This window comes from Oscillibacter acetigenes, from assembly GCF_025567605.1.
Classification (GTDB): domain Bacteria; phylum Bacillota; class Clostridia; order Oscillospirales; family Oscillospiraceae; genus Oscillibacter; species Oscillibacter welbionis.
This window is the reverse complement of the sequence record NZ_JAOQKG010000003.1, coordinates 225,748-237,131: the sequence shown is the minus strand read 5'-3', so window position 1 is coordinate 237,131 and position 11,384 is coordinate 225,748. Positions and strand designations below refer to the sequence as shown.

Annotated in this window: 14 protein-coding genes; 8 read left to right on the top strand and 6 right to left on the bottom strand. The window is 66.2% G+C overall.

Going from position 1 to position 11,384, the window contains the following annotated elements; translation table 11 throughout:
* The 6 genes from asnA to crcB all read right to left on the bottom strand — a co-directional run.
* Positions 1-938: aspartate--ammonia ligase (asnA, locus tag OCV80_RS07970; protein WP_267288341.1), on the bottom strand; the 938-nt coding region annotated here is incomplete at its 3' end.
* A 33-nt stretch (positions 939-971) separates the two neighbouring features.
* Entirely contained in the window at positions 972-1,598 is a 627-nt protein-coding gene (locus OCV80_RS07965) for a stage II sporulation protein M (RefSeq protein WP_021751469.1), read from the bottom strand.
* A complete protein-coding gene (gene gltX / locus OCV80_RS07960; RefSeq protein WP_025545310.1) occupies positions 1,595-3,085 on the bottom strand; it encodes a glutamate--tRNA ligase in 1,491 nt (496 codons plus the stop codon). The genes OCV80_RS07965 and gltX overlap by 4 nt, the downstream gene beginning before the upstream one ends.
* Before the next feature lie 70 nt (positions 3,086-3,155).
* On the bottom strand, positions 3,156-3,656 hold the full coding sequence (locus tag OCV80_RS07955) for a GNAT family N-acetyltransferase (protein WP_021751467.1): 501 nt from the start codon (positions 3,654-3,656) through the stop codon (positions 3,156-3,158).
* A gap of 75 nt (positions 3,657-3,731) precedes the next feature.
* Positions 3,732-3,920 carry a 50S ribosomal protein L28 gene (rpmB, locus tag OCV80_RS07950; protein WP_021752119.1) on the bottom strand — a complete coding sequence of 63 codons (189 nt, stop codon included), beginning with the start codon at positions 3,918-3,920 and terminating at the stop codon, positions 3,732-3,734.
* A gap of 136 nt (positions 3,921-4,056) precedes the next feature.
* The gene (gene crcB / locus OCV80_RS07945) at positions 4,057-4,422 is read right to left on the bottom strand and encodes a fluoride efflux transporter CrcB (RefSeq protein ID WP_025545313.1); all 366 of its coding nucleotides are present in this window, start codon (positions 4,420-4,422) and stop codon (positions 4,057-4,059) included.
* A gap of 309 nt (positions 4,423-4,731) precedes the next feature.
* Between crcB and hprK the strand changes: the two genes are divergently transcribed.
* From hprK to OCV80_RS07905, 8 genes are read left to right on the top strand one after another with little or no spacing between them, the layout of a single operon-like run.
* A complete protein-coding gene (gene hprK, locus OCV80_RS07940; RefSeq protein ID WP_119310931.1) occupies positions 4,732-5,673 on the top strand; it encodes an HPr(Ser) kinase/phosphatase in 942 nt (313 codons plus the stop codon).
* Positions 5,670-6,614 (top strand): ROK family protein, encoded by a 945-nt coding sequence (locus tag OCV80_RS07935; RefSeq protein ID WP_267288340.1) that lies wholly within the window; start codon positions 5,670-5,672, stop codon positions 6,612-6,614. Before hprK ends, OCV80_RS07935 begins: the two co-directional genes overlap by 4 nt.
* 19 nt (positions 6,615-6,633) lie before the next feature.
* Positions 6,634-7,554: a UDP-N-acetylmuramate dehydrogenase gene (murB, locus tag OCV80_RS07930; RefSeq protein WP_267288339.1), complete on the top strand. Its 921-nt coding sequence runs from the start codon at positions 6,634-6,636 to the stop codon at positions 7,552-7,554.
* An 18-nt stretch (positions 7,555-7,572) separates the two neighbouring features.
* Positions 7,573-8,436 carry an RNase adapter RapZ gene (gene rapZ / locus OCV80_RS07925; RefSeq protein ID WP_021750230.1) on the top strand — a complete coding sequence of 288 codons (864 nt, stop codon included), beginning with the start codon at positions 7,573-7,575 and terminating at the stop codon, positions 8,434-8,436.
* Between the two features lie 3 nt (positions 8,437-8,439).
* The gene (locus tag OCV80_RS07920; protein ID WP_267288338.1) at positions 8,440-9,498 is read left to right on the top strand and encodes a gluconeogenesis factor YvcK family protein; all 1,059 of its coding nucleotides are present in this window, start codon (positions 8,440-8,442) and stop codon (positions 9,496-9,498) included.
* A 36-nt stretch (positions 9,499-9,534) separates the two neighbouring features.
* The gene (gene whiA / locus OCV80_RS07915) at positions 9,535-10,434 is read left to right on the top strand and encodes a DNA-binding protein WhiA (RefSeq protein WP_119310935.1); all 900 of its coding nucleotides are present in this window, start codon (positions 9,535-9,537) and stop codon (positions 10,432-10,434) included.
* A gap of 48 nt (positions 10,435-10,482) precedes the next feature.
* Positions 10,483-10,932 carry a C-GCAxxG-C-C family protein gene (locus tag OCV80_RS07910; protein WP_021750233.1) on the top strand — a complete coding sequence of 150 codons (450 nt, stop codon included), beginning with the start codon at positions 10,483-10,485 and terminating at the stop codon, positions 10,930-10,932.
* Complete coding sequence (locus OCV80_RS07905) at positions 10,929-11,357, top strand: DUF3788 domain-containing protein (protein ID WP_021750234.1); 429 nt, start codon at positions 10,929-10,931, stop codon at positions 11,355-11,357. The genes OCV80_RS07910 and OCV80_RS07905 overlap by 4 nt, the downstream gene beginning before the upstream one ends.
* Positions 11,358-11,384 lie beyond the last annotated feature (27 nt).

Sequence of the window (11,384 nt, the reverse complement as noted above, 5' to 3'; positions counted from 1 at the left end):
TCGCCAATGTGGCAGGTGCCGATCAGCAGCATGCACAGCCGGGACTGGCCAATGCCGCCGCCGATGGACTGGGGCAGCTGGCCGTTCAGCAGCATCTTGTGGAAGGGCAGCTCCCGGCGCTGGTTGCAGTTCGCGGCGGTCAGCTGGCGGTCCAGAGCCGCGGCGTCCACCCGGATGCCCATGGAGGACAGCTCGAAGCTCCGCTCCAGAATGGGGTTCCACATGAGGATATCGCCGTTCAGCTCCCAATCGTCGTAGTCGGGAGCGCGGCCGTCATGGCGCTTGCCGGAGGCTAGGGTCTTGCCGATCTGCATCAGAAACACGGTGTGATGCTTGCGGCAGATCTCCACCTCCCGCTCGTTGGGCGTCAGGTCGGGATAGCGGTCCTCCAGCTCCTGGGTGGTGATGAAGTACACGTCCCGGTCCGGCTTGAAGGTCAGGGCAGGGAAGGCGTTGCGCAGGGCAGCGGAGGTGTCGCAGATGGCGCCCACGATGTCGCGCACCGTCTCCTTCAGGTACAGCACGTTCCGGTCTTTGGGAGAGATATGCTTCTCCCAGTCCCACTGGTCCACATAGATGGAGTGGAGGTTGTCCACCTCCTCGTCCCGCCGGATGGCGTTCATGTTGGTGTAGAGGCCCGTTCCCTCGGGGAACTCGTACCGCTTCAGGGCCAGGCGCTTCCATTTGGCCAGGGAGTGGACCACCTGACCGTCGGTGCCCACATCGGGGATGTCAAAGGAGACAGGACGCTCCACGCCGTTCAGGTCATCGTTCAGGCCGGTGCGGCCGTCCACGAACAGGGGGGCGGAGACCCGGTGCAGGTTCAGGCGCACACAAAGGCTGTGCTGAAACTCCTGGTGGATCAGCTCGATGGCCCGCTGGAGCTCGTTGTTGCTGAGGGGCATCCGGTAGCCGGAGGGGATGGTGGTTTTACTCATAGTCGGAAATGCATCCTTTCTGTGGATTGTGATTCAGAGGAACAGCCCCGCGGCGAGGGGCGTCACGTAGGCCTCCGTCAGCGCCGCCAGGATCAGCAGCGGCAGCAGAAGGAAGACCAGCAGCCGGGCCGCCAGCCCCAGGCACGCGCCCAGAGGAAGGGCGGCCGGATCGCGGCGGCAGCGGCGGGTCAGGTGCCCGCAGATGTACAGCCCCATGGAAAAGGCCAGGATCAAGGCGGGCAGCTCGAAAATCCCGTGGGGCAGCAGGCTGGCGGCATACAGCAGCATGGTGGTGTCCGTGGCAGCATAGCAGGCGGCGAGGCCGCCCAGCAGCACCGCGTTCACGCCCAGCGCCAGGGCCGGGAGACGCACAAAGGGGATCAGCCCATAGAGCATGGTGACGGCACAGGCCCGCAGATTGTTGGCCAGCAGCAGAAGCGGGGAGAGGTTCCCGGCCCCGTCCGTCAGGTCCATGCCCTGGAACAGGTGCTGGAGATAGGCGGAAAAGCCGAGCCGCAGCTCCGGCACCGCCAGACACACGCCGAAGGCCAGGAAGACCAGCAGGAAAAAGGCGATGGCGGCGCGCCGGACCTCGGCCTCATATCCGTTCCGCCAGGCCCGGAGCACCGGGGCGAACTGGGCCGCCAGAAACCGCCTCATGCCCGGAGCTTGTCCAGGCCCAGCCGCAGGCGGCGCAGGGTCTCATCCTTACCAAGGATGTGGCAGATCTCCACGGCGCCGCCGGGGGTCACCAGCTTGCCGGCCGCGGCGATCCGCACCGGCCACATGAGGGTGGCGTTCTTCACGCCCAGGTGTTCCGCCAGGGCGATCAGGGTGTCGTGGACTGCGTCCGCCGTCCAGTCGCCGATGCCCTCCAGGGCGGGGATGGCGGCCTCCAGCATGGCCTGGGAGACCTCGGGATTCGTCTTGGATTTCTTGTTGGTGAAGCACTCCACGCCGTAGTCCGGCAGCTGGTCGAAGAAATCCACCTTCTCCGGGATCTCGGTCAGCTTCTCACAGCGGGCCTGGAGCAGGGCGGCCACGGCGGACACATCAATGGCGGGGTTCTTCACGGCCTCACGGATATAGGGCTCCGCCGCTTTGGCGAAGTCCTCCGGCGCCATGGCGCGGAGATACGTGGCGTTGAAGTACGTGAGCTTGTCGATGTCAAAAATGGCGGGGGACTTGGAGATACCGGCGATATCGAAGGCCTCCACCAGCTCGCTGAGGGAGAAGATCTCCTGCTCGCTGCGCTCGCCCTTGGGGGCCCAGCCCAGCAGAGCCACATAGTTCAAAATGGCCTCCGTCAGATAGCCCTGGGCCTTCAGGTCCTCGTAGGAGGGGTCCCCGTGGCGCTTGGACATCTTGTTGTGCTGGTCCCGCATAACGGGGGAGCAGTGGACGTAGGTGGGGATGTCCCAGCCGAAGGCCTCGTACAGCAGATTGTACTTGGGGGCGGAGCTGAGGTACTCGCTGCCCCGTACCACGTGGGTGATGCCCATCAGGTGGTCGTCCACCACATTGGCGAAGTTGTAGGTGGGCAGGCCGTCCCGCTTCAGCAGCACCTGGTCGTCCAGGGTCTTGTTCTCCACGGTGATGTCGCCGAAGGACACGTCGTGGAAGGTGGTGGTGCCCTCGCGGGGGATCCGCTGGCGGATCACATAGGGCTCGCCGGCCTCCACACGCTGTCGGGCCTCCTCCGGGGACAGATCCCGGCAGGGATCGTCGGCGCGGTCAAAGTCACCGGCGTCCTCCTCGGATGCGGCCTTCTCGCAGAAGCAGTAGTAGGCGGCGCCCTTTTCCACCAGCAGGTGGGCGTAGGGCTGATACAGGTCCCGGCGCTCCGACTGGATATAGGGGCCCACGGGGCCGCCTACGTCGGGGCCCTCGTCATGGGTCAGGCCGCACTCCGCCATGGTGCGGTAAATTACGTCCGTGGCGCCCTCCACCAGGCGGCCCTGGTCGGTGTCCTCGATCCGCAGGATGAACGTGCCGCCGGCGTGCCGGGCGATGAGCCAGGTGTACAGGGCCGTCCGCAGATTGCCCACGTGCATATAGCCGGTGGGAGAGGGGGCGAACCGGGTGCGGACCTTCCCCTTGGGGATGCGGGCCTCCATCTCCTGGAAAAAGCTCTGATCCAATGCCATGCAAATACCTCCATATCGGGTAAATTACAAAAAATAACAACGTACATTATCCCCTGAAACCCTTGGAATGTCAAGGGCTGATTCTGTCCGGCGGCACACGGGCGCCGGACGCGGGGGGCAGGGTGGGGGCGGTATACATCCGCTCCGGGAGATGGTCGTCCCCGGTGACCATGGTCAGAAACGTCCAGCCGTACCGCTCGTAAAAGGCGGTGTGGTCCGTCACCAGGTAGAGCCGGGGGATCCCCATGGCGCCCAGGTCCCGCCGGATGAAGTCCAGCAGGCGCCCGGCGGTCCCGCGGCCCCGCCAGGGGGGCTCCACAAACAGGGCGCAGAGATTGGGCGTCAGGTCCTTCCGGTCGTGGAAGTCGTTTGCGATGACGCCGGCCCCGGCCAGCAGGCGCCCGCCGTCCCGGACCACGTACCACTGGGGAACCGGCGCCTTCCGGCGGAGGCACTGCTCCATGCTCTCCCGGTAGGACTCCGCCGGGATTCCCCAGCGGCGGCTGAACCAGACGGCGGCCGCGTCCGCCAGGACGGGCGCGTCCCGCAGGGGGAGAATGGGCTGTTCCATACGGCTCCTTTCTGAGACTGCGAATATACAGCAAAAAATCCCGAACCGGGTGGTTCGGGATTTCGTTTGTCCATGTCAGACCGCTCTGGTGACCTTGCCGGAACGCATACACCGGGTACAAACATACACATGGCGGGGAGAGCCGTCGACAATTGCCTTCACACGCTTCACATTGGGCTTCCACATCCGATTGGAACGCCGATGAGAGTGAGAGACCTTGATGCCGAACGTAACGCCCTTATCGCAGAACTCGCACTTAGCCATCCGTTGCACCTCCTTGCTGTTGCGTACTTCCATGCCATCTGCAGGCACAACTGGTATCATAACAGAAAAGTTTTGAAAATGCAAGTAAAATTTTCAAAAAAACACAAGCTTTTTTCAACTGTACGCCAAGGGGGCGTCAGCGCACCGCCGCTTCCCCGGCAAATACCGCCGCAACGCCGAGGATCAGGCTTGCCGCCGCATAGAGCAGGGCCGCCGCCGTGCGCCCGCTTTGCAGAAGATCTCCGGTTTCCAGGGCAAAAGAGGAGAAGGTGGTGAAGCCCCCGCACACCCCTGCCTTCAGGAAGAGCACCAGCTTGGGGTCGGGGGCGGCCCGCTTCAGGGCCAGCGCCGTCACGGCGCCGATGAGAAAGGAGCCGATCAGGTTGATGGCAAGCGTCCGGACGGGAAAGCCCCAGTCCCTTCCCAGTGGAATCTGCCCAGCCAGATAACGGCACACGGACCCCAGGAATCCCCCAAGCCCCACGGCAATACAGTTCAGCATGGATGCCACGCTCCTTTTCATGTCATCTGTGGAAATACCACCGGCCGCACCTATGGTAACACAACCGGCGGCCGGAGGCAAGAGCCCGCCCCGCTCCGACAGACCGGCCGGATTCGGCCGCGGGCACAGGGCCCGACCGGGAAACCGGCGGCTGGGTGTTGCGCAAGCGGTGAGATTCATATATAATAGAGTTACTTCCGCACACCGGAGCGCGGGTGCGGCGATCCATCCACCGCGCCGGGCGTGGGCCCGGCCTGGGAGAAAACCGGCGTCCCAGTCCCGGGCGCCGCAAGAAAAGGGGAGGACACGATGCAAGAACATGGCCTGAAGATCTCGGAGCTGGTCACCCTCTTCAATCTGGAGGTGCTGAACAGGGGCAGCGACTATGACACGGCGCTGCTCACTATCACGGACGTGAACCGTCCCGGCCTCCAGTTTCATAGCTTCTACGACTACTTTGACCCCCGCCGCCTCCAGGTGCTGGGCAAGGCGGAGATCACCTATCTCAAGGGGTTGACGACGGAGCAGCGGCGCAAGTGCTTCGACGACCTGTTTCTTTACGACATCCCGGCCCTGGTGATCTCCCGGGGGCTGGACTGCTTCCCGGAGTGCCTGGAGAGCGCCCGGGTCCACGAGCGGACGCTGCTGCGGACCGAGGAGACCACCGTGGAGTTCACCAGCCACACCATCGAGTATCTGAACCGGGTGCTGGCGCCCTGCGTCACCCGCCACGGCGTACTGCTGGACATCTCCGGCGAGGGCGTGATGATTACCGGCGACTCCGGCATCGGCAAGAGCGAGTCCGCCATTGAGCTCATCATGCGGGGCCACCGGCTGGTGGCGGATGACGCGGTGGAGATCCGCCGCATCTCCAACCAGCTGATCGGCACCGCGCCGGAGGTGATCCGCCATTATATCGAGCTGCGGGGTATCGGCGTCATCGACGTGCGCCAGCTCTTCGGTATGAGCGCCATCATGGAGGAATCCCGGATCGACCTGGTGGTCCAGTTCGAGCAGTGGGACGAGACGAAGTTTTATGACCGGCTGGGCATTGAGGATCACCACATCGACATCATGGGCGTGGAGATCCCCTGCGTCACCATCCCGGTGCGGCCGGGCCGGAACCTGGCCAGCATCGTGGAGGTGGCGGCCATGAACAACCGCCACCGGCGTTACGGCTTCAACGCCGCCCAGGAGCTGGCCCAGCGGGTGGACCTGCGGGCGGAGCAGGGCAGCCGGAAACAGAAATGAGCGGATTCTTCATCGGTATCGACGTGGGCGGCACCAACCTGAAGGCGGGCCTGACGGACGAGACGGGCCGCCTTCTGGCGGCGGCGCGCCGCCCCCTGGACTTCCGGGGGGCGGAGACCTTTGCGGCGGACCTGGCGGATCTGGCGGCGGAGGTGCTCTCCACCGCCGGAGCGGTGCCCGGGGACGCGGAGGGCGTGGGCATCGGCCTGCCGGGGGCCGTCTCCGGCGGAGAGGTTCTGTACACCACCAACATCCCCCTGGAGCGGACGGATCTGGCGGCCCTGTTCCGCCGGCGGCTGGACCTGCCGGTGCTGCTGGGCAACGACGCGGACTGTGCTGCCGTAGGGGAGTATTTCCAGGGCGCGGGCCGGGGTCTGCGGGACTTCGTGGTGCTGACCCTGGGCACCGGCCTGGGGGCCGGAATCATTCTGGACGGCCGCCTGCGGGGCGGCGAATCCTCCAGCGAGGCGGGGCACATGGTGCTCCATGCTGGAGGAGAGCCCTGCCCCTGCGGGCGCAGGGGCTGCTGGGAACAGTACGCCTCCGCCACGGCGCTGATTCGCCGGACGGAGGCGGCCATGGCCGCCCATCCGGAGAGCGCCCTCTGCCGTCTGGCAGAAGAGGCCGGCGGCGTGGACGGCCGGACGCCCTTTCTGGCGGCAGAGGCGGGGGACGAGACGGCCCTTGCCGTCTGCCGCGCCTATGTGGAGGAGCTGGCGGAGGGCACGGCCAGTCTCATCAACATCCTCCGGCCGGAGGCGGTGGCCTTCGGCGGAGGTGTGGCCGGGGCGCCGGAGCATCTGCTGCTGGAGCCCCTGCGCCGCCGGGTCGGGGCGCTGTGCTTCTCCCGCCACGGCGGGCGGGCCACCCGCATCCTCCGGGCGGAGCTGGGCAACGACGCCGGCGTCATCGGTGCGGCCCTGCTGGGCCGGGTAATCTGAAGTATGAGGAGGTCCAGAAATGGACTGGTGGATCACATTTGACCAGCAGGCGGCGGATTATCTGCCGGACCTGCGGATCGAGAAGGAGGAGCCCATGGACCGGCACACCTCCTTCCGCATCGGGGGGCCGGCCCGGCGCATGGCTTTTCCGGAGCGGGGAGAGCAGCTGGTGCTGCTGCTGGACATGGCCGCCCGCTGCGGCGCCCGTCCCCTGGTGATGGGCAACGGAACCAACCTGCTGGCCCCGGACGAGGGGCTGGACCGGCTGGTGATCGACACCTCCGCCGGCCTGAGCCGAGTGGAGGCCGGCGGGACGCCGGGGACCATTCTGGCGGAGGCGGGGGCCTCCCTGGCCCGGGTGGCGGATTTCGCCTGCCGGCAGGGGCTGGCGGGCCTGGAATTCGCCCACGGCATCCCGGGCACGGTGGGCGGCGCGGTGTGCATGAATGCCGGCGCCTACGGCGGGGAGATGGCCCAGGTGGTGCGGGAGGCAACCCTGCTGCTGCCGGAGGAGGGCATCCGGACCCTCACCGGGGCGGAGATGGCCTTCGGCTACCGCCGCAGCTTTCTGACGGATCACCCGGATGCGGTGGTGCTGCGGGCGGAGTTCTGCCTGACGCCCGGCAACCCGGCGGCAATCCGGGGCCGGATGAAGGAGCTGCTGGAAAAGCGCAGGGCCAGCCAGCCGCTGGAGTTCCCCAGCGCGGGCAGCACCTTCAAGCGGCCGGAGGGCTATTACGCCGGGACGCTGATCGACCAATGCGGCCTGAAGGGGCTGACGGTGGGCGGCGCCCAGGTCAGCGAGAAGCATGCGGGCTTTGTCATCAACCGGGGCGGCGCCACCTGCGCCGACGTGAAGGAGCTGATCCGCCAGATCCAGGAGCGGGTCTTTGCGCAGGCCGGCGTCCGGCTGGAGCCGGAGGTCCGGATCATCGACTGAGAAAGGGGCGGTGCGGACATGGAAATCCTCATCATCTCCGGCCTCTCCGGGGCCGGGAAGAGCAAGGCGGCCTCCTTTTTGGAGGACATGGGCTTTTATATCGTGGACAATATGCCCGCCGCCATGATCCTGAAATTTGCGGAGTTCTGCGCCGGGGGCAACGGCCGCTACGACCGGGTGGCCCTGGTGTACGACGTGCGGACGGCCAGCTCCTTCACGGAGCTGTTCGACGTGCTGGATAAGCTGAAGGACATGGAGGCCCAGTGCCGGATGCTGTTTCTGGAGGCCGCGCCGGAGGTCATCATCAAGCGGTACAAGGAGACCCGCCGCCGCCATCCCCTGGCGGCAGACACCGACTCCCTGGAGGAGGCGGTGAAGAAGGAGCGGGCCATGATGGCCCCCGTCAAGGAGCGGGCGGACTTTGTCATCGACACCTCCCGCACCTCCACCGCCCAGCTGCGGGGAGAGCTGCTGCGCCTCTTCGGCCAGGAGGGGGAGAAGGGGGGGATGACAGTGAGCGTCACCTCCTTCGGCTTCAAGTACGGCCTGCCTCTGGAGGCGGATCTGGTGTTTGACGTGCGGTTCATGCCGAATCCCTTCTATATGGAGGACCTGCGTCCCCGGACGGGGCTGGACCAGGCGGTGGCGGACTATGTGTTCCACTTCCCACAGACCCAGGACTACATGCGCCGTTTGGAGGACCTGCTGGCCTTCTCCCTGCCCCTGTACGCGGAGGAGGGAAAGACCTCTCTCACCATCGCCGTGGGCTGCACGGGGGGTCACCACCGCTCCGTGGCGGTGACCCATGCCCTGGCGGGCTTCATCCACGGCCTGGGCTATCAGGTGCTGGAGAACCACCGGGACATGACCCGGGGAGGCTGAGCCGTGAGGGAGCAGGAATACCGCGTCCCCCGAGCCCATGGCCCCAAGGTGGCCGTCATCGGCGGCGGCCACGGCCTGTCCAACATGCTGCGGGGACTGAAGCAATATACGGAGAACATCTCCGCCATCGTCACGGTGGCGGATGATGGCGGCGGCTCCGGCATGCTGCGCCAGGACCTGGGGATGCCTCCGCCGGGGGACATCCGCAGCTGTATGGAGGCCCTGGCAAACACGGAGCCGGTGATGCGGGAGCTGCTCCACTACCGCTTCACCGAGGGGAGCCTGGCGGGGCAGAGCTTCGGCAACCTGTTTCTGGCGGCGCTGAACGGCATCTCCCCGTCCTTTGACGCGGCGGTGCGCCGCATGAGCCAGGTCCTGGCCATCACCGGACGGGTGCTGCCGGTGACCACGGCGGACGTCCAGCTGGAGGCGGAATTTGAGAACGGCGCCACGGTGGTGGGGGAGTCCAAGATCTTTTACTGCAAAAAGCAGGAGGACTGCCGCATCCGCCAGGTGCGTCTGATCCCCTCCCGGCCCAAGGCCCTGCCGGAGGCGGTCTCCGCCATCGCCGACGCGGATATGATCGTCCTGGGGCCCGGCAGCCTGTACACCAGCATCATCCCCAATCTGCTGGTGGATGGCATCGTGAAGGCGATCCGGGAGTCCGACGCCCTGAAGGTCTATGTCTGCAACGTCATGACCCAGGAGGGGGAGACGGAGGGCTACACCGTATCCGACCACATTGCCGCCATCTTCGCCCATTCGGCGCAGGGCCTGTTCCGCCTGTGCCTCACCAACTCCTCGCCCATCCCCAAGGCGGTGGCCGCCCGGTACGCGGAGGAGGGGGCCGAGCGCATCCGCTGCGACAAGTCCGCATGCGCGGCCTTGGGCGTGGAGGTCGTGGAGCGGCCGGTGGCCACGGTGGAGAGCGGCTTTGTCCGCCACAGCTCCGCGGCCCTGGCCCGGGAGCTGATCCTGCTCCATGCGGAGCGGAGCGTCCGGATCGCCGGTGCCCGATTCCGCCCCCGGGAGGACGCCTACCAGATGGAGGAGCAGAAATGAGCCCCACAATTACCCAGAGTTGGAGGAGACCCACCCATGTCCTTTTCCTTTGAAGCCAAAAACGAGCTGTGCCGCCTGCCGGTGCAGAAGCTGTGCTGCGCCCGGGCGGAGGCCTACGGCATCCTGCTGTACTGCAACACCTTCAGCGCAAGCGAGGTGCGGATCATCACCGGGAACCCCGCTCTGGCTGCCCGGCTTCCCAAGCTGTTTCACCGGGCCTTCGGCCTGCGGTTCGACCGGCTGCCGGAGGAGGGGGAGAGCGGCAAGCTGGTGTTCCAGATCACAGACGGCGGCAAGCTCCGCCGGATCGTGGACCTGCTGGGCTTCAGCCCGGAGCAGAACCTGGCCCTGCACATCAACTTCGGACTGCTGGAGGAGGAGTGCTGCCGGGCGTCCTTCCTGCGGGGGGTGTTCTTCGCCGGGGGCAGCGTCACGGACCCGGCCAAGCGGTACCACCTGGAGCTGGCGACCTCCCACCTGCAGGTGAGCCGGGAGCTGGAGGTGCTGCTGCGGGAGTGCGGCTATCCCCCCAAGAGCGTGGCCCGCAACGGCAGCTTCATCACCTACTTCAAGCAGAGCGACCAGATCGAGGACTTCCTGACGCTGATCGGTGCGCCCGTGGCCGCCATGAGCGTCATGTCCGCCAAGCTGGAAAAGGACCTGCGCAACAGCGTTAACCGCCGCCTCAACTGCGACAGCGCCAATCTGGACAAGGCGGTGGAGGCGGCCCAGGAACAGCTGGAATCGATCCGGAAGCTCCAGCGGGCGGGCCTCCTGGACCAGCTGCCGGACAAGCTCCAGCTGACGGCGGCCCTGCGGCTGGAGAATCCGGAGCTGACCCTCAGTGAGCTGGCGGAGGAGTTTGACCCGCCGGTGACCAAGTCCTGCCTGAACCACCGGCTGCGGAAGATCACCCAGCTGGCAAAAGGGCTGTAAAGTAAATGCGCTTTACAATTTATCAAAGAAAAGTTGGAGGAATATACAATGGATCGCTGTGCGGCAGCCTATGCATATCACAAACAGGGGTATAACTGTGCCCAGTCTGTGGCCGGGGCCTTTGCGGACCTGACGGGCACGGCGCCGGAGCAGCTGATGGCCGCCATGGGCGGCTTCGGCGGCGGCGTGGGCGGCAGCCATGAGGAGCTGTGCGGCGCCGTCAGCGGCGGCGTGCTGGTGCTGAGTCTGCTGCACCCCCATACGGACGGAGAGGACAGGGCCGGAAAGGTGCGCCTCTACGCCCAGGCCAAGGAGTTCCGCCGCCGGTTCCAGGAGGTGTTCGGCCTGACCCGGTGCGGAGACCTGCTGCGGGCCCGGCCCGGCGTCACAGAGAGGAACCCGGCCTCCCAGCGGCTGGGAGTCACCGCCCACTGCGACAACATGATCGTCACGGCTGTGGAGATCCTGGAGCAGATGCTGCAGGAGGAGCCCGCATGACCTGGGCAGAGCTGTATTCAGAGGCTGCGCGGCCCACGCTGGAGGAAATCGACGCCTATGCGCATACGCCCCTTTGGCCGCAGCTGCGCGCGTATCTGGCGGCGGCCTATGGAGCGGGACCGCGGCTGGAGTACAGCCGGTGCGGTCTGGAGCCGGGATGGAATGTGAAGTTCCGCAGGGGCAGCAAGTCTCTCTGCACGGTCTACCTGCGGCCTGGGTTTGTGACGGCCATGGTTTCTGTCGCGCCCAAGGATGAGGAGGCCGCCCAGATGGTCCTGCTCACCTGCACGGCAGAGACACAGGCGGTCTACCATCGGTCCGCTGCATCCAAAATGGGCCGCTGGCTCATGCTGGACATCACGTCACCGGAGATGCTGGAGGATGTGAAAGCTCTGCTGGCCGTGCGGGTCAAGCCCGCAGAGTGAGCACCCCGCCCTTTGCAAGGACGGCGC